The sequence below is a fragment of the Streptomyces sp. NBC_00663 genome (genome assembly GCF_036226885.1).
In the GTDB taxonomy this organism is placed as follows: domain Bacteria; phylum Actinomycetota; class Actinomycetes; order Streptomycetales; family Streptomycetaceae; genus Streptomyces.
On the sequence record NZ_CP109027.1, the window covers coordinates 1,321,504 to 1,344,581 of the forward strand.

General features: G+C 70.6%; 22 protein-coding genes and 1 tRNA gene. 11 read left to right on the plus strand and 12 right to left on the minus strand.

Annotated elements, in window-relative coordinates; genetic code table 11:
* Positions 1 to 43: 43 nt before the first annotated feature.
* Genes OG866_RS06020 through OG866_RS06040 form a run of 5 tightly spaced genes read right to left on the minus strand, consistent with a single transcriptional unit; the run spans position 44 to position 4,982 of the window.
* Positions 44 to 1,063 (minus strand): Gfo/Idh/MocA family protein, encoded by a 1,020-nt coding sequence (locus OG866_RS06020; RefSeq protein WP_329332383.1) that lies wholly within the window; start codon positions 1,061 to 1,063, stop codon positions 44 to 46.
* Positions 1,064 to 1,077: 14 nt separating this feature from the next.
* Positions 1,078 to 1,977: a sugar phosphate isomerase/epimerase family protein gene (locus tag OG866_RS06025; RefSeq protein WP_329332384.1), complete on the minus strand. Its 900-nt coding sequence runs from the start codon at positions 1,975 to 1,977 to the stop codon at positions 1,078 to 1,080.
* A complete protein-coding gene (locus tag OG866_RS06030; protein WP_329332385.1) occupies positions 1,974 to 2,882 on the minus strand; it encodes an ATP-binding cassette domain-containing protein in 909 nt (302 codons plus the stop codon). The genes OG866_RS06025 and OG866_RS06030 overlap by 4 nt, the downstream gene beginning before the upstream one ends.
* A 4-nt stretch (positions 2,883 to 2,886) precedes the next feature.
* Entirely contained in the window at positions 2,887 to 3,963 is a 1,077-nt protein-coding gene (locus OG866_RS06035; RefSeq protein WP_329343945.1) for an ABC transporter permease, read from the minus strand.
* Positions 3,963 to 4,982, minus strand: coding sequence for a sugar ABC transporter substrate-binding protein (locus OG866_RS06040; protein ID WP_329332386.1), 1,020 nt, complete (start codon positions 4,980 to 4,982; stop codon positions 3,963 to 3,965). Before OG866_RS06040 ends, OG866_RS06035 begins: the two co-directional genes overlap by 1 nt.
* Positions 4,983 to 5,271: 289 nt before the next feature.
* Between OG866_RS06040 and iolC the strand changes: the two genes are divergently transcribed.
* The 3 genes from iolC (at position 5,272) to OG866_RS06055 (ending at position 9,063) form a co-directional block, all read left to right on the plus strand.
* Positions 5,272 to 6,234, plus strand: a complete 963-nt coding sequence (iolC, locus tag OG866_RS06045) for a 5-dehydro-2-deoxygluconokinase (RefSeq protein ID WP_329332387.1) — start codon at positions 5,272 to 5,274, stop codon at positions 6,232 to 6,234.
* Positions 6,235 to 6,358: 124 nt separating this feature from the next.
* Positions 6,359 to 8,236, plus strand: a complete 1,878-nt coding sequence (gene iolD / locus OG866_RS06050; RefSeq protein ID WP_329332388.1) for a 3D-(3,5/4)-trihydroxycyclohexane-1,2-dione acylhydrolase (decyclizing) — start codon at positions 6,359 to 6,361, stop codon at positions 8,234 to 8,236.
* A 35-nt stretch (positions 8,237 to 8,271) separates the two neighbouring features.
* Positions 8,272 to 9,063: a GntR family transcriptional regulator gene (locus tag OG866_RS06055; protein WP_329332389.1), complete on the plus strand. Its 792-nt coding sequence runs from the start codon at positions 8,272 to 8,274 to the stop codon at positions 9,061 to 9,063.
* A gap of 16 nt (positions 9,064 to 9,079) precedes the next feature.
* Here OG866_RS06055 and OG866_RS06060 read toward each other — a convergent pair whose 3' ends face one another.
* Together OG866_RS06060 and OG866_RS06065 are read right to left on the minus strand one after the other, a co-directional pair.
* Positions 9,080 to 10,063: an aldo/keto reductase gene (locus OG866_RS06060; RefSeq protein WP_329332390.1), complete on the minus strand. Its 984-nt coding sequence runs from the start codon at positions 10,061 to 10,063 to the stop codon at positions 9,080 to 9,082.
* A gap of 93 nt (positions 10,064 to 10,156) precedes the next feature.
* The gene (locus tag OG866_RS06065) at positions 10,157 to 10,822 is read right to left on the minus strand and encodes an NUDIX domain-containing protein (protein WP_329332391.1); all 666 of its coding nucleotides are present in this window, start codon (positions 10,820 to 10,822) and stop codon (positions 10,157 to 10,159) included.
* Positions 10,823 to 11,204: 382 nt separating this feature from the next.
* Here OG866_RS06065 and OG866_RS06070 point away from each other — a divergent pair, with 382 nt between their 5' ends.
* The 3 genes from OG866_RS06070 to OG866_RS06080 all read left to right on the plus strand — a co-directional run bounded on the left by OG866_RS06070 (position 11,205) and on the right by OG866_RS06080 (position 13,573).
* Entirely contained in the window at positions 11,205 to 11,408 is a 204-nt protein-coding gene (locus OG866_RS06070) for a cold-shock protein (RefSeq protein ID WP_007502648.1), read from the plus strand.
* An 88-nt stretch (positions 11,409 to 11,496) separates the two neighbouring features.
* Positions 11,497 to 13,098, plus strand: coding sequence for a DEAD/DEAH box helicase (locus OG866_RS06075; protein ID WP_329332392.1), 1,602 nt, complete (start codon positions 11,497 to 11,499; stop codon positions 13,096 to 13,098).
* A gap of 172 nt (positions 13,099 to 13,270) precedes the next feature.
* Positions 13,271 to 13,573 (plus strand): hypothetical protein, encoded by a 303-nt coding sequence (locus OG866_RS06080; RefSeq protein WP_329332393.1) that lies wholly within the window; start codon positions 13,271 to 13,273, stop codon positions 13,571 to 13,573.
* A gap of 134 nt (positions 13,574 to 13,707) precedes the next feature.
* On the opposite strand, the gene OG866_RS06085 is transcribed toward OG866_RS06080, so the two are convergent.
* Positions 13,708 to 13,781: transfer RNA gene (locus OG866_RS06085), tRNA-Pro, on the minus strand.
* Positions 13,782 to 13,893: 112 nt separating this feature from the next.
* Between OG866_RS06085 and OG866_RS06090 the strand changes: the two genes are divergently transcribed.
* From OG866_RS06090 to OG866_RS06105, 4 genes are read left to right on the plus strand one after another with little or no spacing between them, the layout of a single operon-like run.
* Positions 13,894 to 14,409, plus strand: coding sequence for a DUF309 domain-containing protein (locus OG866_RS06090; protein WP_329332394.1), 516 nt, complete (start codon positions 13,894 to 13,896; stop codon positions 14,407 to 14,409).
* Positions 14,410 to 14,458: 49 nt separating this feature from the next.
* Positions 14,459 to 15,232, plus strand: coding sequence for a precorrin-6A synthase (deacetylating) (cobF, locus tag OG866_RS06095; protein WP_329332395.1), 774 nt, complete (start codon positions 14,459 to 14,461; stop codon positions 15,230 to 15,232).
* 59 nt (positions 15,233 to 15,291) lie between these two features.
* Entirely contained in the window at positions 15,292 to 17,364 is a 2,073-nt protein-coding gene (locus OG866_RS06100; RefSeq protein ID WP_329332396.1) for an MDR family MFS transporter, read from the plus strand.
* Positions 17,365 to 17,407: 43 nt separating this feature from the next.
* On the plus strand, positions 17,408 to 17,824 hold the full coding sequence (locus OG866_RS06105) for a hypothetical protein (protein WP_329332397.1): 417 nt from the start codon (positions 17,408 to 17,410) through the stop codon (positions 17,822 to 17,824).
* Here the strand turns inward: OG866_RS06105 and OG866_RS06110 are convergent.
* Positions 17,811 to 18,557 (minus strand): cobalt-precorrin-6A reductase, encoded by a 747-nt coding sequence (locus tag OG866_RS06110; protein WP_329332398.1) that lies wholly within the window; start codon positions 18,555 to 18,557, stop codon positions 17,811 to 17,813. The genes OG866_RS06105 and OG866_RS06110 overlap by 14 nt on opposite strands.
* Positions 18,558 to 18,607: 50 nt before the next feature.
* On the opposite strand from OG866_RS06110, the gene OG866_RS06115 reads away from it, so the two are divergent.
* On the plus strand, positions 18,608 to 19,399 hold the full coding sequence (locus OG866_RS06115; RefSeq protein ID WP_329332399.1) for a TIGR01458 family HAD-type hydrolase: 792 nt from the start codon (positions 18,608 to 18,610) through the stop codon (positions 19,397 to 19,399).
* Positions 19,400 to 19,420: 21 nt separating this feature from the next.
* Here OG866_RS06115 and OG866_RS06120 read toward each other — a convergent pair whose 3' ends face one another.
* The 3 genes from OG866_RS06120 to OG866_RS06130 all read right to left on the minus strand — a co-directional run bounded on the left by OG866_RS06120 (position 19,421) and on the right by OG866_RS06130 (position 23,065).
* Complete coding sequence (locus tag OG866_RS06120; protein ID WP_329332400.1) at positions 19,421 to 20,194, minus strand: sulfite exporter TauE/SafE family protein; 774 nt, start codon at positions 20,192 to 20,194, stop codon at positions 19,421 to 19,423.
* An 81-nt stretch (positions 20,195 to 20,275) separates the two neighbouring features.
* The gene (locus OG866_RS06125; protein WP_329332401.1) at positions 20,276 to 21,793 is read right to left on the minus strand and encodes a long-chain-fatty-acid--CoA ligase; all 1,518 of its coding nucleotides are present in this window, start codon (positions 21,791 to 21,793) and stop codon (positions 20,276 to 20,278) included.
* Between the two features lie 84 nt (positions 21,794 to 21,877).
* Positions 21,878 to 23,065, minus strand: coding sequence for a thiolase family protein (locus OG866_RS06130; protein ID WP_329332402.1), 1,188 nt, complete (start codon positions 23,063 to 23,065; stop codon positions 21,878 to 21,880).
* Between the last annotated feature and the right edge of the window lie 13 nt (positions 23,066 to 23,078).

The window sequence follows — 23,078 nt, forward strand, 5'->3', positions numbered from 1 at the left end:
CACCCGGATTCTTCACGGCCCGGTCCACTTGGGAAGAACTGGATCAGGCGTACAGCTCCGGCCGTTCCACCAGTTCCACCTCCACCCGCCCGCCGTCCGTCAGCGACCGCACCCCCGCCTCGCACACGGCGGCCGCCGCGTAGCCGTCCCAGACGCTCGGTCCGGTGACCTCGCCCCGGCGGGTGGCGTCCGCCCAGACCTGGAGTTCGCGGTCGTAGGCGTCGGCGAAGCGGTCGGTGAAGTCCTGGGCGATGGTGCCGCCCCAGCGCCCTGCCATGTTGGTGACCATGGCGTGGCCGTCGCCGATGCGGGCGGTGCCGCGTTCGCAGACCACCTCGGCCTGGACCTGGTAGCCGAAGCCGCAGTTGACGAAGATCTCCACGTCGACGACCGCGCCGCCGTCCGTCTCGAACACCACGAACTGCGGGTCCTGCAAGGCGTCCGGGGCGTTCACCGAGGGCCTCGGCCGCAGCACGGTGACGGCGGTGATCTCCTGGCCGAGCAGCCAGCGGGTCACGTCCGTCTCGTGCGCCACCGAGTCGCTGATGAGCATCTCGCTGGTGAAGAAGGGCGGGCTGGCCGCGTTGCGATGCCGGTTGTGCAGCATCAGCGCGCGGCCCAACTGCCCTGTGTTCAAAAGGGCCTTGAGGCGCGCGTACTCGGGGTCGTAGCGCCGCATGAAGCCGACCTGGATCCGGCGGCGGCCCCGTTTCCGCTCGGCCTCCAGGACGCGCAGGGCCGAGGCCGCGTCGGGGGTGAGCGGCTTCTCGCACAGCACCGGGAGGTCGCGTTCGAGGGCGGCCAGCAGCGCCGGCTCGTGCGCGGGGCCCGGTGAGGCGATCAGCAGGGCGTCGACGTCGTCCGCGTCCATCGCGGACACCGGGTCGGTGTACGCGGTGCAGCCGGCGACGCGGGCCGCGACGGCCTTGGCCCGCTCCGCGTCGACGTCCACGACGGCGCTCACCCGCGCCCCGCTGATGACCTCCGTCAGGCGCCGCACATGGTCGGTACCCATCTTTCCCGTGCCGATGACGGCGACTCGTAGCGTGTCGCTCCGTGTCATGGGCGTCGCCCCCTTCAGGCTCCGCAGGACCTCAGGAACGTGCGGGTGCGCGCCGCGATCGGCAGTGGCCTGTCCGGCGCGCACGGGTACATGTCCTGCTCGACGATCGCGAACAGTTCCACACCCAGTTTCTGTGCCGCCACCAGCACCGGCTCCAACTCCGGTATTCCGGTGGGCGGTTCGCACATCACTCCGCGCTGCACGGCCGGGCCGAACGGCACCTCGTTCGCCACCACGTCGGCGAGGATCGCCGGGTCCACCTGCTTGAGGTGCAGATAGCCGATGCGTTCGCCGTACGTCTCGATCAGCTTGACGCTGTCGCCGCCGCAGTAGGCGTAATGCCCGGTGTCCAGGCAGAGGTTGACGAGTTCGGAGTCGGTCGAGTCGAGGAAGTGCTCGACGTGGTCCTCGGTGTCGAGGTGGGTGTCGGCGTGCGGGTGGACGACGATGTCCAGGCCGTACGTCTCCTTGACCTCGTACCCGAGCCGCTCCATGCCCTTGGTGAGATGGGCCCACTGCTCGTGGGTCAGCTCCGGGGGTTCGAGCAGCTCGGCGGTCTTGTCGTCCCGCCAGAACGACGGGATGACGACGAGGTGCCTGGCGCCCATGGCCTGGGTGAGGGCGGCGACCTGGCTGACGTGCTCCCAGGTCGACTCCCACACCGAGGGGCCGCGGTGCAGCCCGGTGAAGACCGTGCCGGCCGACACCTTGAGGTCGCGCTTGGCCACCTCGTCGGTGAGCCGGGCCGGGTCGGTCGGCAGATAGCCGTACGGACCCAGCTCGATCCACGAGTAGCCCGCCTCGGCGACCTCGTCCAGGAACCGTTCCCAGGGCACCTGTTGAGGATCGTCCGGGAACCAGACGCCCCAGGAGTCGGGGGCGGAACCGACCCGGATGCGGTCCAGGGCGGTCACGACACGTCGTCCTTGGCCGTCACCACCGGCGCCTTGAGATCGCCCGCTTCCGGGAGTTCCTCGACGTCGACCCCGCGGACCTGGGACAACTCGTGCTTGAGCGCGGCGAGTTCGGAGCCGCCGGCCATGTGGTTGGTCAGCTCTTCGAGGCTGACCTCGTCACGGGAGGCGTTCAGCTCCATGGTGCCCAGGCGCAGGACGCTGAAGTGGTCGCCGACCATGTAGGCGTGGTGCGGGTTGTGGGTGATGAAGATGACGCCGAGGCCGCGGTCGCGGGCGGCGGCGATGTACTTCAGCACCACGCCGGACTGCTTGACGCCGAGGGCTGCGGTCGGCTCGTCCAGGATGAGCACCCGGGCGCCGAAGTAGACGGCGCGGGCGATGGCCACACACTGGCGCTGGCCGCCCGAGAGCGTGCCGATGGGCTGTTCCATGTCGTCCAGGACGATGCCCATGTTGCGCAGCTCTTCGTCCGCGGTCTTCTTCATCTTCTCGATGTCGAGACGGCGGATCGGCCAGGGGCCCTTGGTCATCTCGGAGCCGAGGAAGAAGTTGCGCCACACCGGCATCAGCGGGACCACGGCGAGGTCCTGGTAGACGGTGGCGATGCCCTTGTCGAGGGCCTCGCGCGGCGTCGAGAAGCGCACCGCGGCGCCGTCGACGAGGAAATCGCCCTCGGTGTGCTGGTGCAGACCCGAGATGATTTTGATCAGGGTCGACTTGCCGGCGCCGTTGTCGCCCAGCACACAAGAGACCTGGCTGGGATGGACCTTGAGGTCGACACCGTGCAGGGCACGGATGTTGCCGTACGACTTGCCCGCGTTGCGGAGTTCGACGATCGCGCCGTCGCTCCCCTCGGGCACGGTGTCGACGAGGACGGCCCCATGGGTTCCGTTGGATGTCATCACGTCACCTCCGGGTCGCCGTACGGCTGACCCACAGATTGATCAGGACGGCGCCGAGCAGCATCACGCCCAGGAAGGCCTTGAACCAGTCCGGGTTCCAGTTCGCGTACACGATGCCCTGCTGCACCATGCCGAACATGAACGCCCCGAAGACCGGGCCGATCGCGGAGCCGGCACCGCCGGTCAGCAGACAGCCACCGATGACGGCCGCGGAGATGTAGATCAGCTCCTGGCTGACGCCTTCGCCGGACTGCACGGTGTTGAAGGAGAACAGGTTGTGCATGCCGACGAACCAGGCGCCCAACCCGACCAGCATGAACAGCGAGATCTTGGTGAAGGTGACGGGGACACCGACGGCCCGCGCGCTGTCCTTGTTGCCGCCGACGGCGAAGATCCAGTTGCCGTACTTGGTGCGCAGCAGCACCCACGTGGCGATGGCCGCGAAGACCAGCCAGTACACGATCGTGATCTTGATCTGTACGCCGCCGACCTCGAAGGAGGAGGCGAAGACCTTCTTGGCTCCGGCGAAGCCGTCCATGTCGCTGATGTCGTCGGTGGCGACGTTGCCGGTGACGAGCTTGGTGACGGCGAGGTTCACGCCCTGGAGGATCAGGAAGGTGGCCAGGGTGATGAGGAAGCTCGGCAGGCCGGTCTTGACGACGAGCCAGCCGTTGAGGAACCCGATGGCGAGCGACACGACCAGGGCCGCGAACACGCCCACCCACACGTTCAGGGTGAGCTGGTAGGCCAGCATGCTCGCGGTGAGCGCGGAGGTGATGACCGCGACGCCGGACGAGAGGTCGAACTCGCCGCCGATCATCAGCAGCGCCACCGGCAGGGCCATGATCCCGATGGTCGACGACTGGTAGAGGATGTTGGCCATCGAGCTGCCGTCGCGCACCGGCGGGGCCGCGATCAGGAAGAACACGTAGACGGCCACGGCGCCGAGGAACACGCCCACGTCGGGGCGGGCCAACAGCCGCAGTGCCAGGGGACGTTGGGCGGTCCGGCCGTCGGTTTCCTTCGGGCCGGGGGCCGGCGGTGTGGTCACCGCCGGCTCGGCGTGCTGGGTCATACGGATCACCGGGTGCCCTTCGCGGCGTACTGCGCGACCGCGTCGACGTTGGACTTGTCCACGAACGCGGGACCGGTCAGGACCGGCTGCTCGCCGCCGCCCATGTAGTTGCCGTTGTTCTTGTAGAGCCACAGCGAGTCGACCGCCAGGTAGCCCTGGAGGTACGGCTGCTGGTCGACGGCGAAGGCGATGGTGCCCTTGCTGATGGCGCCGGTCAGGTCCTTGTTGAGGTCGAAGGTGGCGACCTTCGCCTTGCTGCCGGCGTCGGTCACCGACTGCGCGGCGGTCAGCGCGAAGGGGGCGCCGAGGGCGACGATGTAGTCGATGGACTTGTCCTGGCTGAGCTTGGCGGTGATCGTCGACTTCACGGACGGCATGTCGGTGCCGTTGACATTCAGCGTCTGGAGCTTGCCGTCGAAGGTCTTCTCCACGCCGTCGCAGCGCTGGGTCAGGCCGATGTTGCCCTGCTCCTGGATGACACAGACGGCGTTCTTCGCGCCCTCGTCGTTGAGGCGCTTGCCGAGGGCCTCACCGGCGACGGTCTCGTCCTGGCCGAAGAACTCCAGCAGGCCGAGCTTCTGCCATTCGCTGACACCGGAGTTGAGGCCGACGACGGGTATGTTCGCGGCCTTCGCCTTGGCGACGACGTCCTTCATGGCGTCCGGCTTGGCGAGGGTGATCGCGATCCCGTCGACCTTCTGGTCGATGGCGTTCTGCACCAGGTTGGCCTGGGCGCCCGCGCTCGGGTCGTTCGAGTAGATGAGCTTGACGTTGTCCTTGGCGGCGGCGGCCTCGGCACCCTTGCGGACGATGTCCCAGAAGGTGTCACCGGCCGACTGGTGGGTGACCAGGGCGACCGTCATGCGGGGGGTGGTCGCCTTGCCGGCGGAGGCGCCGTCCGCGCTCTCCTCCGACTTCTTGCCCCCGGAGCTGCTGGAGCAGCCGGCGAGGGTCAGGGCAGCCGCCGCGGCGAGCGCCACAACTGGGGCGAATCGGCGGGACTGGGAGCGAGAAGAGCGGTCCATCTTTCCTGCACCTCACTGTGCTTGCGGGGGAAAGGAAGAGAGATCTCGGAGATCCGAGGCCCGGGATCTTGGCATGTCCGGGTCGCGAGCCGCAAATACTGCGGTTGTACTGGGACGGAATCCAATCCCTGGTCACGCCCGCTGTCAATACTTTGTTAAGACATCATTTCACGTACAGGTCCGAATGTAAGTACAAACCATTGACAGCATCGCCTCCTGCGGCCTACACCTGAGAGTCGCAGGCCCCCGCGGGGCCCGCACGTCCAGCGGAGTCCGAGGAGCGTCGCGCATGACCGAGTCAGCCCAGCCCTTCGACTTGATCACGATCGGTCGCATAGGTGTCGATCTTTACCCATTGCAGTCGGGCGTGCCGTTGAGCGATGTGCAGACCTTCGGGAAGTTCCTGGGCGGTTCTGCGGCGAACGTCGCCGTAGCGGCCGCCCGGCTGGGCCGCTCCAGCGCCGTCATCACCCGCACCGGCGACGATCCCTTCGGCACCTATCTGCATCAGGCGCTCAAGGAGTTCGGCGTCGACGACCGCTGGGTGACCCCGGTCGCCGGCCACCCCACGCCCCTGACCTTCTGCGAGATCTTCCCGCCGGACGACTTCCCGCTCTACTTCTACCGTCGGCCCAAGGCCCCCGACCTGGTCATCCACACCGACGAGCTGGACTACTTCGCCGTCCGCTCGGCCCGGATCTTCTGGATCACCGGCACCGGTCTGAGCGAGGAGCCGAGCCGCTCCGCGACCCTCGCCGCCCTCAAGGCCCGCGCGAAGGCGGGCACCACGGTCTTCGACCTCGACTGGCGACCGATGTTCTGGCAGGACCCCGAGGAAGCGCGCCCCTACTACGCGGAGGCCCTGCGCCACGTGACCGTCGCCGTCGGCAACCTCGACGAGTGCGAGATCGCCACCGGGGTCCGCGAACCCCGCGCCTGCGCCGAGGCGTTGCTGGCGGCCGGCGTCGAACTGGCCGTGGTCAAGCAGGGCCCCAAGGGGGTCCTCGCGCTGCACCGCGACGGCGGCTTCGCCGAGGTCCCGCCGGTGACCGTCGAGGTCGTCAACGGCCTCGGCGCGGGCGACGCGTTCGGCGGCGCGCTCTGCCACGGCCTGCTGTCCGGCTGGGAGCTGGACCGCACCGTGCGGTACGCCAACGCGGCCGGCGCCCTCGTCGCCTCCCGGCTCGCCTGCTCCGCCGCGATGCCGACCCGGACGGAGGTCGAGGACCTGCTGAGCGGAGCGCCGTCGTGAGCGCCGAGGCCCACGCATGTCCTGCTGAGCGGAGCGCCGTCGTGAACGCCAAGGCCGCCCCCATGAACTGTCCCCACCCCCGCCTCACCCGCCTCCCCCTCCACACACCCCCGGAGAAGTCCTGATGAGCACCCCCACCCGCCGCCTGACCGTCGCGCAGGCCCTGGTGCGTTTCCTGTCCGTCCAGTACACCGAGCGCGACGGCGTACGGCACCGGCTGATCGCCGGTACCTGGGGCATCTTCGGGCACGGCAACGTGGCGGGCGTGGGCCAGGCGCTCCTGGAGGCGGGCGAGGACGCGATGCCGTACCACCAGGGCCGCAACGAACAGGCCATGGTGCACGCGGCCGTCGGCTACGCCCGCCAGCTCGACCGGCTCTCCGCACAGGCCGTGACGACGTCCATCGGTCCCGGCGCCACCAATCTGGTCACCGGCGCCGCCCTCGCCACCATCAACCGCCTCCCGGTCCTCCTGCTGCCCGGCGACTACTTCGCCTCGCACGCCCCCGACCCGCTGCTCCAGCAGCTGGAGCACCCCACCGAGGCGGACGTGTCGGTCAACGACACCCTGCGCCCCGTCTCCCGCTACTTCGACCGGATCACCCGCCCCGAGGCCCTGATCCCGTCCGCCCTGAACGCCATGCGGGTCCTCGCCGACCCCGCCGAGACCGGCGCCGTCACCCTGGCGCTCCCGCAGGACGTGCAGGCCGAGGCGTACGACTGGCCCGAGGAGTTCTTCGCCGAGCGCGTGTGGCACGTACGGCGTCCCGCTGCCGACCCGTACGAGCTGGCGGAGGCGGTGGCGGCGATCCGGGCCGCCGAGCGTCCGCTGATCGTCGCGGGCGGCGGGGTGCACCACAGCGGGGCCGAGGAGGCGCTGAGGGCGTTCGTGGACGCCACCGGTGTCCCGGTCGCCTCCACGCAGGCCGGCAAGGGCTCCCTGCGCCACGACCACCCGGCCGACCTGGGCGGCATCGGCCACACCGGCACGGCCGTCAGCGACGACCTCGCCCGTACCGCGGACCTGGTGATCGGCGTCGGCACCCGGTACACGGACTTCACCACCGCCTCCGGCACCCTCTTCCTGAACCCGGACGTCCGGTTCGTCAACCTCAACATCACCGCGTTCGACGCCCACAAGCTGGCGGCGCGGACGCTGGTGTGCGACGCCCGGGCGGGACTCACCGCGTTGACCGAGGCGTTGACCGATCACCGCGTGAACTCGGTTTACGAGGACGAGTACCGCGCCGGCAAGGACCGCTGGGACACGGTCGTCGACGCCGCTTTCACCGCCGCCGACGAGAACGCCGTACCGACCCAGACCCAGGTGCTCGGCGCGCTGGACGCGGTCGTCGGAGACGACGACGTCGTGATCAACGCGGCCGGCTCGCTCCCCGGCGATCTGCACAAGCTGTGGCGCGCCCGCAGCCGGCGCCAGTACCACCTGGAGTACGGCTACTCCTGCATGGGCTACGAGATCCCCGCCGCCATCGGCGTCCAGCACGCCACCCCCGACACCCCGGTGTGGGCGCTGGTCGGCGACGGCACCTATCTGATGATGCCGACCGAGATCGTCACGGCCGTCCAGGAGGGCCTGCCGATCAACCTCCTCCTCATCCAGAACCACGGCTACGCCTCCATCGGCGGCCTGTCCGAGTCGGTCGGCGGCGAGCGCTTCGGCACCGCCTACCGCTACCGCGCCGTCGACGGCACCTTCTCCGGCGCCCCGCTCCCCGTCGACCTGGCCGCCAACGCGGGCAGCCTCGGCATGGACGTACTGCGCGCCAAGACGGTCCGTGAGCTGCGGGACGCGCTCGCCGCGGCCCGCGCCTCCGACCGCCCGACCTGCGTCTACGTCGAGACGGACACCGCCACCGCGACCGCTCCCCCGGCCGAGGCCTGGTGGGACGTGCCGGTGGCCGAGACCGCGTCCCGCGAGGCCGCCGTACGGGCGAGGGCGGAGTACGACCGCGAGGTCGCCACCCGCCGCCCCCACCTGTGACGCCCCGCACCCGCACCACCCAGGGAGGTACCCCCATGGCGAAGACCGGCGGTCATCCGCGCACCGCTGCCGCTGCCGCCCCCGCCCTCGACTCCCTGGACTTCGCCCTGGACCGGGGCAGTCCGGTGCCGCTCTACTACCAGCTCGCCCAGCAGCTGGAGGCGGCGATCGAGCACGGGGTCCTCGCCCCGGGGAACCTCCTGGGCAACGAGATCGACCTCTCCGTACGCCTCGGCCTGTCCCGTCCGACCGTCCGCCAGGCCATCCAGACCCTGGTCGACAAGGGGCTGCTGGTGCGACGGCGCGGTGTGGGCACGCAGGTGGTGCACAGCCAGGTCAAGCGCGGCCTCGAACTCAGCAGTCTCTACGACGACCTGGAGGCGGCCGGACAGGGGCCGACCACGACGGTGCTGCGCAACGAGCACGTCCCGGCGTCCGCCGACGTCGCCGCCGCCCTCGGTATCGCGGAGGGCGGCGACGTGGTGGTGCTGGAGCGACTGCGCTCCACACACGGCCAGCCGGTCGCGTTCCTGTGCAACTACCTGCCCGCGACCCTCCTCGAACTCGACACCGCCAGGCTGGAGTCGACGGGCCTGTACCGGATGATGCGCTCGGCGGGCATCACCCTGCACAGCGCCCGCCAGACCGTCGGCGCCCGCTGCGCCACGGCCGAGGAGGCGGCCCGCCTCGACGAACGGGAGGGCGCCGCGCTGCTGACGATGCAGCGCACGGCGTACGACGACACCGGCCGGCCCGTGGAGTACGGCACCCACATCTACCGAGCGTCCCGCTACGCCTTCGACTTCCAGCTGCTCATGAGGCCGTGAGGCACCTGGGCCGGTGCTAGTGGGCTCCGTCCAGGCGGGCCCGCTGGTCCTCGGTCAGTTCCAGGTCGACGGCGGCCAGGTTCTCCTCCAGCTGGGCCAGGGTCGAGACGCCGGCCAGCGGGAGGATCGGCAGGGCGCCGCCGATCTGCCAGGCGAGGACGACCTGGTTGACGGTCGCGCCGGTCTCCTGGGCCACCTCCCGCAGGACCGTGAGCCGGGCCGGGGTGCCCGGGTGGTCGAAGTCGGCCGGGAGGCGGTCCGGGTGGGTGTAGGCGCCCTTGAGCAGGGGTGAGTAGGCGACCAGGGTGAGGGCGGGCTCCTCGCGCAGATAGGAGAGGAGCTCGGGGCCCGCGTGGCCGAGGCTGCCGTCGGGCCAGAAGTCGTCCGGCACGTCGAGGCGGGGCCGCAGATGGCTGTGGGCGTACTGGAGCACCTCGTAGCCCGGCAGTCCCGCCGCGGCGGCGATCGCGCGGGCCCGCTCCACCCGCCACATGGCGTGGTTGCTGACGCCGAGCAGTCCGACCGTGCCCTCGGCGACGAGTTCGGCGAAGCCCTCGACGGTCTCCCGCAGGGGTACGTCGTAGTCCTCGATGTGCGCGTAGAGCAGGTCCAGCTTGTCCACGCCCAGCCGCTCCCGGCTGCGCTCGGCGGACTCGCGGATCACCTTCGCCGAGAGGCCCTCGCCGTTGTCGACGTAGCTGGTGCCCGGTGCCAGGGGGCGGGCGCCGAGCTTGGTCGCGATGAAGATCTCCTCGCCGATGCCGCGGCTGCGCCGCCAGCGGCCGAGGAGTTCCTCGCTCTGGCCGCCCTGGCCGCCGTCGACCCAGAAGGCGTAGTTGTCGGACGTGTCGATGAAGTTGCCGCCCGCCTCGACATAGCGGTCGAGGAGAGCGAAGGACGTCGCCTCGTCCGTACGCGAGCCGAACAGCATGGCGCCGAGGGCGAGGACGCTGACCTCGCGGCGGTTCTTCGGATCGGTGCCGATGGTGCGGTACTTCATGGGTCCCCTCCCGTTGGCGCGGCCCCGGACGGGGTGCGCGAACTGGAGTCTTCTTGCTGGAGCGCACTTCAAGTCAAGAGGTCGCGTCGCCCGTCAGGAGCGTGCGAACGGCCCTTCCAGCGCCGCCCATTGCAGCAGCATGATCGTCTTGGCGTCGGCGATCTCGCCGGTGCGGATCATCTCCAAGGCCCTGCGGAAGGGCAGTTCGAGGATCTCGATGTCCTCACCCTCCTCGTCGAGGCCCCCGCCCTCGTGGGTGCGGGTGGAGGAGCCGTAGGAGGCGGCGTAGAAGCTGACGCGCTCGGTGACCGAGCCGGGGCTCATATAGACGTCGAAGACGTGCCGGACCTCGCCGATGGTGTGCCCGGTCTCCTCGACCACCTCACGGCGCACCGCGATCTCCGGGTGCTCGTCCTCGTCGTCGAGCAGCCCGCCCGGGGTCTCGACGAGCATGCCGTCGGGGTGGCCGTTGACGTATACGGGGAACCGGAACTGCCGGGTGAGCAGGACGGTTTCACGTTCGGCGTCGTAGAGCAGCATGGTGGCGCCGTTGCCGCGGTCGTGCGTCTCGCGCTGCTGGGTGCTCCAACTGCCGTCGCCATGCTGGAAGTCGAAGGTGGTGGCCCGCTCGACGTACCAGTGGCTGGAGAGCAGCTTCACGTCACGGACCTTGACCCGGGGGTTGCCGGTCAGGTCGAGTCCGGTGCGGTCGAGTCCGGTGCGGCCCCGGCCGTCGGGGGTGTCGGCACCCGCGGTCATCGGACACCGTCCGGAGGGGAGAGGAAGAGCGAGTTGGTCATGAACGCCTTCTATCATCCCCCGGCGCTGGAGTTCGCGGGCCCGGACCCTGATCGACGGCGGGACGCCGCCGGCGCTCTCCAGCGACACTCCTTACGGTCCGGCCGGGCTGGTGACCGCGACCTGGATCGACGGGTCCGAGGTGTGGGACGCGAACGGCGGAAAGTGGCGTGGTCGCGAGCACGGAGGGTCGCGCTGTGTTACGCTCACAGAGTTGCAGTTGTGGTACCCATGAACCTATGTGCGCCTGACGGGAATGTTTCTCCTTCAGGCGCATTAGTTGTTTTACCGGCATTTCCGGATGGGGCCTCTGCTTATAGATTGCCTACTGAAGGAGATAGTCATGGCACAGGGAACCGTGAAGTGGTTCAACTCGGAAAAGGGCTTCGGCTTCATCGAGCAGGACGGCGGCGGCCCGGACGTCTTCGCCCACTACTCGAACATCGCCACCCAGGGCTTCCGTGAGCTCCAGGAGGGCCAGCGGGTCTCCTTCGACGTCACGCAGGGCCAGAAGGGCCCGCAGGCGGAGAACATCGTCCCCGCCTGATCGCCGGACGCGTATTCCGCTCACCGGGGTCCGCACCGTCTTGGTGCGGACCTCGGTTTGTGCTGTTTCCAGGAAGGCAGACCCCCGCATGTCCCGCAGGCCCCAGAAGTCGAATCGGCGCGCCTCGTCCCCCTCATCCCCCGTGTCGCCGTCGCAGGAGTTCCGGCTGCCGGAAAACACGACACCCGCACTTCCCGCCGTCGAGGACTTCGCCGACCTGGACATGCCCGCGGGGCTGCTCAAGACGCTCACCGCGCAGGGTGTGACCACCCCGTTCCCCATCCAGGGCGCCACCCTGCCGAACTCACTCGCGGGCCGCGACCTGCTGGGACGCGGACGGACCGGCTCCGGCAAGACCCTCGCGTTCGGCCTCGCGCTCCTGGCCCGTACGGCCGGACAGCGCTCGCAGCCCAAGGCACCCCTGGCCCTTGTGCTGGTGCCCACCCGGGAACTGGCCCAGCAGGTGACGGACGCGCTGTCGCCGTACGCGACGGCGGTCAACCTCCGGCTGGCCACCGTGGTCGGCGGACTCTCCCTCACCAAGCAGGCCGCCACACTCCGGCGCGGCGCCGAGGTGCTGGTGGCGACCCCGGGCCGGCTCAACGACCTCGTGGAGCGCGGCGACTGCGTGCTCGACCAGGTCGGCATCACGGTGCTGGACGAGGCCGACCAGATGACCGACATGGGCTTCCTGCCGCAGATCACCAAGCTGATCCAGCAGGTCAGACCCGACGGACAGCGCATGCTGTTCTCGGCCACGCTGGACCGCAACATCGACCGTCTCGTGCAGCGGTTCCTGACCGACCCGGTGGTGCACTCGGTGGACCCGTCCGCGGGCGCGGTGACCACCATGGAGCACCACGTGCTCCATGTCCTGGACGAGACCGACAAGAAGGCCGTCACCACGCGTATCGCGGCCCGTGACGGGCGGGTCATCCTCTTCCTCGACACCAAGAGGTCCGCGGACCGGCTCGCCAAGCGGCTGCTGTCCGTGGGCGTGCGCGCGGCGGCCCTGCACGGCGGGCGCTCCCAGCCGCAGCGCAACCGCACCCTGGAGCAGTTCAAGAGCGGCGACGTCACCGCCCTGGTGGCGACCAACGTCGCGGCCCGGGGCATACACGTCGACGACCTCGACCTCGTGGTGAACGTCGATCCCCCGACCGACCACAAGGACTACCTCCACCGGGGCGGCCGCACGGCCCGCGCCGGCGGTTCCGGCAGTGTGGTCACACTGGTCCTGCCCGACCAGAAGCGGGACGTCACCCGGCTCATGTCGGACGCCGGCATCCGCCCCCGGACGGCCCGCGTCACCTCCAGCGACGCCGCGCTGACCACGATCACCGGCGCCCGCGAGCCCTCCGGGGTGGCCGTCACCATCGAGGTTCCGCAGCCGACGGCGCCATCGGCGTCCCGCCCGGCCCGGAAGCCTGCCGGCAAGTCCGGTGCCAAGCCCGCCGCCAAGTCCGGCACGAGGTCCGGCACCAGGGCCGGCGCCAAGCCGGAGGGGCGGCCCGACCGGCGTCGCCGTAACAGCGGCGAGGCCCCCGCATCGTCGGGCGGTACCGGCCGGACGGGCGGCGAGGGTGCCGGCCGCCGCTCCGCACCTGCGGCGAAGACCTCCGGCCAGCCGGCCCGCGCGTCCGGCGGTCGCCGCAGGGCGACCCGCAGGGCCACGGGTGGCGCTGCCTAGAACCGCCCAGGACAGCACTGGAGCCTCGCGGAAGCGCGAGGCTCCAGTGCGCTCGGCGGTACCCGCGCCTCACTACACGCGTCTTCGATATGTGACCTACGTCACCACATGCAAGACTTGAAGCAGCGGGCCGCATCTCTCGGGGAATCAGCGTTCAAGCGCTGGAGGACCCATGTTGAGCAAGGACAAGAAGAAGGTCCAGACAACTCGCGCCTGGACCGGCCTGCTCGTCGTAGTCGTCGGCGATATCGGCGTGGCACTGGCCGCGATACTCGTCGCACTGCACCTCAAGGACGGCCCTCAGTCGGTCGCCATTCTCACCAGCGCGTTCACCGCGATAACGGCGATATCCACCGCCTACTTCGGCATTCGAGCAGCGGCGAACGCGGCCCAGAGCGCTGTCGACGCGGCCGGCGGCGGGGAGGACAAGACGGAGCACACGGGCGGTGACGGCCAGAAAAAAGTGGCGGGGTAGCCTTCACCACCCTCGTCGCCTTCCTTCTCCTCCTGAACGGCTTCCGTCAGCGCAGGCGAGCCAGAAATGATCGAGGGCCTCGGCTCACCTGAGTGATCCAAGGCCCTGATCTGCGACTACGGAGAAGACTCCGGTCGGGACGACAGGATTTGAACCTGCGACCCCTTGACCCCCAGTCAAGTGCGCTACCAAGCTGCGCCACGTCCCGGTGATGCGCGGCGGAACCGCGTGATCACGCGTTGAGTACTTTACCCCACGCCGGGGACCACTTCGCAGAGGGCCCTGCGAGAAGGGCTCGGTGCGCGCGGGAGAATCGGCGTATGGGCAGCACATCCTCAGGACGACCGACCGGGGCACGGGACCGCGACGACGAGGGGCGGGCGCGCAACGCCCGGCCCCGGGACGGGCTCGGGCGGCCCCTGCCGTACGGCGCGGACGGGGTGGCGCGTCAGCCCGAGGGGGTGATCCGTACGCCGGAGCAGAGCGTCGTGGAGGCTCAGGAGCTGCTGGACGCTGGGAGGCCCTTCCACGCGCACGAGGTGTTCGAGGACGCCTGGAAGTCCGGGCCCGAGGAGGAACGGGAGTTGTGGCGGGGACTCGCCCAGCTCGCGGTGGGGCTCACACACGCGGCGCGCGGCAACGTCACGGGCGGCGCGCGGCTGCTGCGGCGTGGGGCCGGGGCGGTGGAGACCTGGGGGTCGCAGGCGGCGCGGACGCGGCCCCACGGCATGGATCTCGCCGGTCTCGCCGGGTGGGCGCGGGAGCTGGCCCAGGACGTCGAGCGGGACGGGGGGACCGTGGACGCGGGGGCCCGGGCGCCCCGGTTGCGGGCATGACCTGGGACTCGGTGCCGTCACTGTCAGTGGCGTACGGCAGACTCGGGGCGTGCGAAAGATTCATGTCATCGGTATCGGCGCGGGCGACCCCGAGCAGCTGACCCTCCAGGCGGTCAGGGCGCTGCGGGACACGGACGTGTTCTTCGTCCTCGACAAGGGCGAGGTGAAGAGCGACCTCACGGACCTGCGCCGGGACATGCTGCACACGCACATACCGGAGGGGACGTACCGCGTCGTCGAGGCGCGCGACCCCGACCGCGACCGGACCGCGGGCGGCACCGCCTACTCCCCCGCCGTCGGGGACTGGCGCAGCGCCCGCGCCGCTCTCTACGAGCGGCTGATCGCCGAGGAGCTGGGCGAGGACGAGAGCGGCGCGTTCCTGGTGTGGGGCGATCCGGCACTGTACGACAGCACGCTGGGCATCCTGGAGGAGATCCTGGAGCGCGGCGCGGTGGCGTTCGAGTACGACGTCATACCGGGCATCAGCAGCGTCTCGGCGCTCGTGGCCCGGCACCGGACGGGGCTGAACCGGATCGCGCGGCCGGTGCAGATCACCACGGGGCGGCGGCTCGCCGAGGGCTTCCCGGAGGGGGTGGACGACGTGGTGGTGATGCTGGACGCGCACCAGACCTTCCGGCAGTACGCGGGCGAGGACATCGACATCTACTGGGGCGCCTACATCGGCACCCCGGACGAGATCCTCGCCTCGGGGCCGATCGCCGAGGCCGGGCCACGGATCGAGCGGCTGCGGGCCGAGGCGCGGGAGCGCAAGGGCTGGATCATGGACACGTATCTGCTGCGCCGCAACCCCGGGCAGGCGTAGGGCACCCGAGCGGGCCCGTCCCGCATGCGCGACTGGGCCACCGGTGTGATCGTGACCTCGTGACGATCACCGAGGAAACCGCGCCGCCCGCCGCAGAACCGCCGGTGCTGGACAAGCGTCAGCGGAACGTCGTCTTCGTGACGATCATGCTGGGGATGCTGCTGGCGGCGCTGGACCAGACGATCGTGGGCACCGCGCTGCCGACCATCGTGTCGGACCTCGGTGGCGCCGCGCACATGTCGTGGGTGGTCACCGCCTATCTGCTCGCGGAGACCGTGTCCACCGTCCTGGTGGGCAAGTTCGGCGACCTGTTCGGCCGCAAAGTGGTCTTCCAGGTCTCGGCGATCGTGTTCATCACCGGCTCGTTCCTGTGCGGTCTCGCGGGGAACATGACGCTGCTGATCGCGTGGCGGGCCGTGCAGGGCATCGGCGCGGGCGGCCTCATGGTGACGGCGATGGCGCTCATCGCCGACGTCATCCCGCTGCGCGAGCGCGGCAAGTACCAGGGCGCGATCGGCGCCGTGTTCGGGGTGGCCACCGTCATCGGGCCGCTGCTGGGCGGGCTGTTCACCGACCATCTGACCTGGCGCTGGGCGTTCTACGTCAACGTCCCGATCGCGATCGTCGTCGTGATCGCCGCGGCCCGCACCATCCCCGTGGTGAAGTCGGCGTCCCGGCCGGTCATCGACTACCTGGGCATCGCGCTGGTCGCGGCGGGCGCCAGCGCGCTGATCCTGGCGACGAGTTGGGGCGGCAACGAGTACGCGTGGGGCTCGGGCGTCATCATCGGCCTGTTCGTCGGCGGCGTCATCGCGCTCGGTCTGTTCTGCTGGGTCGAGACGCGGGCGAAGGAACCGATGCTGCCGATGCGGCTCTTCACCAACCCGGTGTTCACGGTCTGCTCGATCCTCAGCTTCATCGTCGGCTTCGCCATGCTCGGCGCGATGACGTATCTGCCGAGCTATCTCCAGTACGTCGACGGCGACTCGGCCACGGTCTCCGGTGTCCGCACCCTGCCCATGGTCATCGGCCTGCTCATCGCGTCCATCATCAGCGGCAACGTGGTCAGCAAGACCGGGCAGTACCGGCTCTTCCCGATCGCCGGCTCGCTGGTGATGGGGCTCGGGCTGTATCTGATGTCGCTGATGGGGCCGGGCACCGGGGCGTGGCTGGAGTCGCTGTACATGTTCGTGCTGGGCAGCGGCATCGGGCTGTGCATGCAGGTGCTGACGATCGCCGTGCAGAACACCGTCGAGTACGCCGACCTCGGCACCGCGACCTCCGGAGTCACCTTCTTCCGCACGCTGGGCAGCTCCTTCGGCACCGCCGTCTTCGGCACGATCTACGCCAACTCCCTCGCCCCGAACCTCAAGGACGCCGTCGCGGAGGCCGCGCGGACGGGCAGTGGCGTCGCCCCGTCGGCCATCGCCAAGGCGGCCACCAGCCCGGAGGGCGTGCACCAGCTGCCGTCGGCCGCGGCCTCCCCGATCATCGACGCCTACGCCGACACCATCCAGACCGTCTTCCTGTGGACCGTGCCGGTCGCGGCCCTCGGCTTCGTCGTCGCCCTGTTCCTCAAGCAGGTGCAACTGCGCGACAGTGCCCGGGCGGGTTCCACCGACATGGGCGAGGGCTTCGGGCAGCCGTCCGGAGCGAACTCGCAACGGGTCCTCGAGGCGGCCGTCGGGAAGATCATCGGCGGTACCGATCTGAACACCGCCCGCCGGATCATGGCCGACTCCGACACCCGCCTCGACATCGCGGGCGCCTGGGCCGTGATGCAGGTCGAGCTGTTCACGCGGATGGTGGGCCACTCCAGCCTCGGGCTGATCGCCGCCCGCCGTCACATGCCGCCCGAGGTGCTGCTGCCGGTCTTCGACCGGATGGTCGAGGAGGGATATCTGAGCCGTGCGGGCTCCCTGTTCTCGCACACCGAGGCGGGTGCCCGCGAGGCCCGGGTCATCGGGCAGGCCTGGGCGACCTGGCTGGAGGAGCGGGTGCAGCAGGACATCGGGCGCCCGGCGGGCACGGACCTGCGGGCGGCGGTGGACACGATCTCCAAGCGACTGCTGGTGGAGGACCTCAGCACCGGACTGCCGCAGAGACAGCCGGAGTTGGCGGCCAGCCACTGAAAACCACGTGCCGGGCGGGCACGTCGGTGGTCATACTCCCGGCATGCCTCCCGTCCGTTTCCACGATCCCGGCCTGCCTTACCACCACTTCGCCGACTCGGTGCTGGTCCGCTGTCCGCGCTGCGACCGGGTAGCCCACTACGAGCGGCACACCGGTCCCGAGGCCCGGGTGGTCTGCCGGTCCTGCGGACTGGGCCGGACCACCAGCTGCCGCTGCCGGCCGCCGCTGTGGCTGCGGTCCCGGACCAGGCACGGCGAGATCTGGGCGTACAACCTCGAACACCTCGACCTGGTACGGCGGTTCGTGGCGGCGGACCTGCGGGAGCGGGACCCCTGGTACGAGCACGGGCGCAAGATGACCTGCGTCGGACGGCTGCCCGCCTGGATCAAGAGCGCCAACAACCGCGCCGAGGTGCTGCGCGCGATCGACCGGATGCGGGCCTCGGTCATCGCGGGCTGAGGCCGAGCCGTTCCAGGACCGCGGGTACATCGGGCACGGCCGTCACGTCCGGGGGCAGCGCGGGACGTCGTACGACCACGACCGGGAGGGCGAGCCGGCGGGCGGCCGTGAGTTTGGCGGCCGTCGCCTCTCCCCCGCTGTCCTTGGTCACCACGACGTCGATGCAGTGGGTGGCGAGCAGGTTCGTCTCGTCGTCGACGGTGAACGGGCCGCGGGCCAGGAGGACTTCGGTGTGCGGCGGCATGGGCGGGTCGGGCAACTCCACGGAGCGTACGACGAAGTGAAGTTCCGTCAGATGTGCGAAGGCCGACAGGCCCAGGCGTCCGGTGGTGAGGAACACCCGGGGGCCGAGCAGGGGGAGCAGGCCGGCGGCCTCGGGCAGGGAGCCGACCGGGTACCAGCGGTCCTGGGGGCCCGGTCGCCAGCCCGGGCGGCGCAGCACCACCGCCGGGACGCCGGTGGTCGCGGCGGCCCGGGCCGCGTTGGCGGTGATCGTCTCGGCGAAGGGGTGCGTGGCGTCGACGAGGGCGTCCACGCGCTGTTCCCGCAGCCATGCGGCGAGCCCGTCCGCGCCGCCGAAGCCGCCGATGCGTATGTCCCCGGTGACCGTGCCCGGTCGGGTCACGCGGCCCGCGAGCGAGGTGGTGACACGGACGCCGGGCAGCGCGGTGAGCGCGGCGGCGAGTTCCCGGGCCTCGGTGGTGCCGCCGAGGATGAGCACGTGGGGAGACATGGGGCAGAGCCTACGGTGGCCGCCCCGGGCACTCTCGCTATGGTCCGGGCATGACGTCTGTGCGTGCTGTGCTCATCGACATCGACGGTGTCCTCACCGTCTCCTGGGAGCCGCTGCCCGGCGCGGTCGAGGCCTTGCGGGAGATCCGCGCGGCCGGGCTGGGCGTCGCGCTGGTGACCAACACGACCTCGCGGACCCGGGCGTCGATCGCCGGGGCGCTCGCGGGGGCCGGGTTCCCGGTGGACGCGGAGGACATCCTGACGGCGCCGGCGGTGACGGCCGCGTATCTCGCCGAGCACTTTCCGGGGGCGCGGTGTGCGCTGCTCAACAGCGGGGAGGTGCGGGAGGACCTGGCGGGTGTCAGCCTGGTCGACGACGATGACCCCGACGTCGTGATTGTGGGTGGTGCCGGGGAGGAGTTCGGGTACGCGGCGCTGAACCGGGCGTTCGGGCAGTTGCAGCGCGGGGCGCGGCTGGTGGCGATGCACCGGAACCTGTACTGGCGTACCGGGGACGGGTTGCAGTTGGACGCGGGGGCGTTCCTGGCCGGTCTCGAACGGGCGGCCCATACCGAGGCCGTGGTGACGGGTAAGCCGTCGCGGGCGTTCTTCGCCGCCGCGCTCGGCCGGCTGGGGGTGGGTGCGGACGACGCGGTGATGGTCGGTGACGACGTCGAGTCGGACGTGCTGGCGGCACAGGCCGCGGGGGTCACCGGGGTGCTGGTGCGGACGGGCAAGTTCCAGCCGGAGACGCTGCGGGACGCGAGCGGGGTGCCCGACCACGTGGTGGACTCGTTCGCCGATCTGCCGGCGCTGTTGCGGGCATGGGCCGCTCGGGAGTAGGCGTCAGCGCGGGAGCAGGCCTCAGCGCAGGAGCAGTTGCAGGCCGCCGACGATCGTCGCCGCGATCACGAGTTGTTCGAAGAGGCGCTGGTTGATCCTGTTCACAGCCCATTTGCCGATGAACGCGCCGGGCACGACGAAGGCCACGAGTGCGGCGTCGAGGAGCAGCGAGTTCCCGTCGATCAGGCCGAGCCCCACACTGAAGGGCACCTTGGACGTGTTGACGATGAGGAAGAAGAAGGCGGAGGTGCCCAGGAAGCCGAGCTTCCGGAAGCCCGCCGACAGCAGGTACATCGACATGACCGGGCCGCCCGCGTTCGCGACCATGGTGGTGAAGCCGCCGAGGACGCCGTAGGAGCGGGCCTTGACGCGGCCCGCCCGGGTGGTGACCCCGTCGGGGTCGTCGTCCGCATCGGCGGTGCGGCGGCGCCAGATCGTCACCGCCGCCATCAGTAGAAGGATCGCTCCGATCGAGGTCCGGACGATCGCGTCGTCCGCCCACATCAGGAAGAGCGTGCCGACCACCACGCCCGCCGCGACGGCCGGGAACAGCCGCCACAGGGTGGGCCAGTGGGCGTGCCGCCGGTAGGTGAGGACGGCGAGCACGTCCCCGGCGATCAAGATCGGCAGCAGCACGCCGGTGGAGGCGCGGGCCGGCAGGACCGCCGCGAACACGGCGAGACTGACCGTGTTGGCCCCGCTCACGGCGGTCTTGGAGAAGCCGACGAGCAGCGCCGCGAAGGCGAGTGCGGCGAACCCCCAGCCGGAGATGCCCCAGAGTGTCATCGTGTCCATGCGGAGACCGATGCTATGCGCACGTATCCGGCCACCGTAAGGAGCGTCTCGCTGGTTGGTCCTACTCGGCGGTATCGGGCTTCATGGCCGATCCGCCGCGTACGTCGCCCTCAGCTCCCGCTTCAGCACCTTCATGCTCGGCCCCAGCGGCAGCGCGTCCGTGAACTCCACGCGCCGCGGGTACTTGTGCCGGCCCAGGTGTTCCTTGGACCACTCGGTGATGTCGGCCGCGTCCGTCTCCGTGCCCGGCGCCCGGACCACGACCGCGCACACCTCCTCGCCGTGCAGATCGTCCGGGAGGCCGATCACGGCGACCTGGGCGACACCGGGGTGGCGCATCAGCACCTCCTCGACCTCCCTCGGGTAGACGTTGTAGCCGCCCCGGATGATGACGTCCTTCTTGCGGTCGACGATCCTGAGGAACCCCTCGCCGTCCTTGGTGCCGAGGTCGCCGGTGCGGAACCAGCCGTCGACGAGCGCCTCCGCGGTGGCCTCGGGGCGGCCGAGGTAGCCGGAGAAGACGTTGTGGCCGCGGATGACGACCTCGCCGAGTTCGCCCGGCGGCAGCAGTTCGATGTGGCCCTCGACCTCGGCACGGGCGATCTCGGCGTCCACGCCCCACAGAGGGTGCCCGATGGTGCCGACGCGGGTGCCGAACACCGGCTGGTTCACGGTCGCCGTCGGCGAGGTCTCCGACAGGCCGTACCCCTCGTAGATCTTCGCCCCGAAGGCCGCCTCGAACCGCTCCAGCACGGCCAGCGGCAGCGAGGCGCCGCCGGAGATGCAGACCCGTAGCTCGGGGAGGGTGTCGGTCACTGCCGCGGCGGCCGTCAGGGAGACGTACATCGTCGGCACCCCGTGGAAGATGTTGACCCGCTCCTTCACCATCAGCTCGATCGCGCGGGCCGCGTCGAAGCGGGGCAGCAGGACGAGCGTGGCGCCCGCCCGCCAGGTGGAGTTGAGGGACACCGTCTGCCCGAAGGCGTGGAAGAGGGGCAGGGCGCCGAGGGCGATGTCGTCGGGGCGGATGTCGTTGGCGTCGAAGGCGTTGACCGTCGCGTTCATCACCAGGTTGAAGTGGCTGAGGACCGCGCCCTTGGGCACGCCGGTCGTGCCGCTCGTGTAGAAGACGACGGCCGGGTCGTCGGCGGCACGGGTGACGTACGACGTCAGTGGCTCGGCGTCCGCCGCGAGCTTCTCGAACTCACCGCCCAGGGTGACGACTTGGGCGCCGGCGGCTCGCGCGGCGGCCGTGCCGGTCTCGGCCTGCGCCGGGTGACACAGCAGGAGTGCCGCGCCGCTGTCCTTCAGGACGTGCTCGACCTCGGACGCCGACAGCAGCAGATGGACGGGGACGACGACTGCTCCGGCCGCCGCGATCGCGTAGTACGCCACCGGGAACTCGGCGGTGTTGGGTGCCATCAGCGCGACCCGGTCGCCCGGCCGTACGCCCAACCCGACCAGGGCGCCGGCCTGGGCGCGGGCCCGTCGCCACACCTCGGCGAAGCTCAGCCGCAGTTCGCCTTCGACGAGGGCGGTCTTGTCGGGGCGGCGCCGGGCGTTCTCGGCGAGGATGGTGGCGAGGGACAGGGTGGCCATGGGGGACTTGCTCCGTTTCCTTGCGGCTCTGCTGACGAACTCCCTTACCGGGAGCCCCCGTTGACGGTTCGAAAGAGCGGTGGGCTAATGGCGCTCCACCAGCACCGCGCTCCCCTGCCCCACCCCCACACACATCGTCGCCAGCCCGCGCTCCGCTCCCGTGCGGCGCATCCGGTGGAGCAGGGTCGTCAGGATGCGGGCGCCGGAGCAGCCCAGCGGATGGCCGAGGGCGATCGCGCCGCCGCTCGGGTTGACCAGCTCGGGGTCGATGCCCAGCCGGTCCACGCAGGCCAACGCCTGGGCGGCGAACGCCTCGTTGAACTCGGCCTCCTGGAGGTCACCGACGCTCCAGTCGGCGCGGGCCAGCACCTTCTGCGTGGCGGGGACCGGCCCGATGCCCATGACGTCCGGGTGGACGCCCGCGGAGGCTCCGGCGACATAGCGGCCGAGCGACTCCAGGCCCAGGTCGTTCAGGGCCTCCTCGCTGACCAGCAGGAGACCCGCGGCGCCGTCGTTCATGGGCGAGGCGTTGCCCGCCGTGACCGTTCCGTTCTGCCGGAAGACCGGCTTGAGGCGCGCGAGTTTCTCCACCGAGGTGTCCTCGCGGATGCATTCGTCGGCGTCGACGACGACGCCGTCGGGGCCTTCCACGGGCAGGAGTTCGTCGTCGAAGTGGCCGTTCTTGCGGGCCTGGGCGGCGAGTTGGTGGCTGCGCAGGGCGAACTCGTCCTGCCGGTCGCGGGAGACGCCGTAGCGGGAGGCGACCTCCTCGGCGGTCTCGCCCATGGAGAGCAGGCCGTGGAGTTCCCTCATCGCCGGGTTGACCAGCCGCCAGCCGAGGCGGGTGTCGACGGTCTCGATGCGGTGCGGGAGGGCCTCGTCGGGGCGGGGCAGTACGAAGGGGGCGCGGCTCATCGACTCGGAGCCGCCGGCGAGCACGATGTCGGCCTCGCCGGCGGCGATGGCGCGGGCGGCGGTCGTGACGGCTTCGAGGCCGGAGGCGCACAGCCGGTTCACCGTGGCGCCGGGCACGGAGTCGGGCAGCCCGGCGAGGAGCGCGGCCATGCGGGCGACGTTGCGGTTGTCCTCGCCGGCCTGGTTGGCGGCGCCCCAGTAGACGTCGTCGATGCGCGCCGGGTCGAGGGCGGGCACGTCGGCGACGAGGCCGCGGATGACGGTGGCGGCGAGATCGTCGGGACGTACGCGCGACAGGGCTCCGCGCAGTTTGCCGAGGGGGGTGCGGCGGGCTGCCGCGAAGTGGACGGGGCGCACGACGGGACTCCCA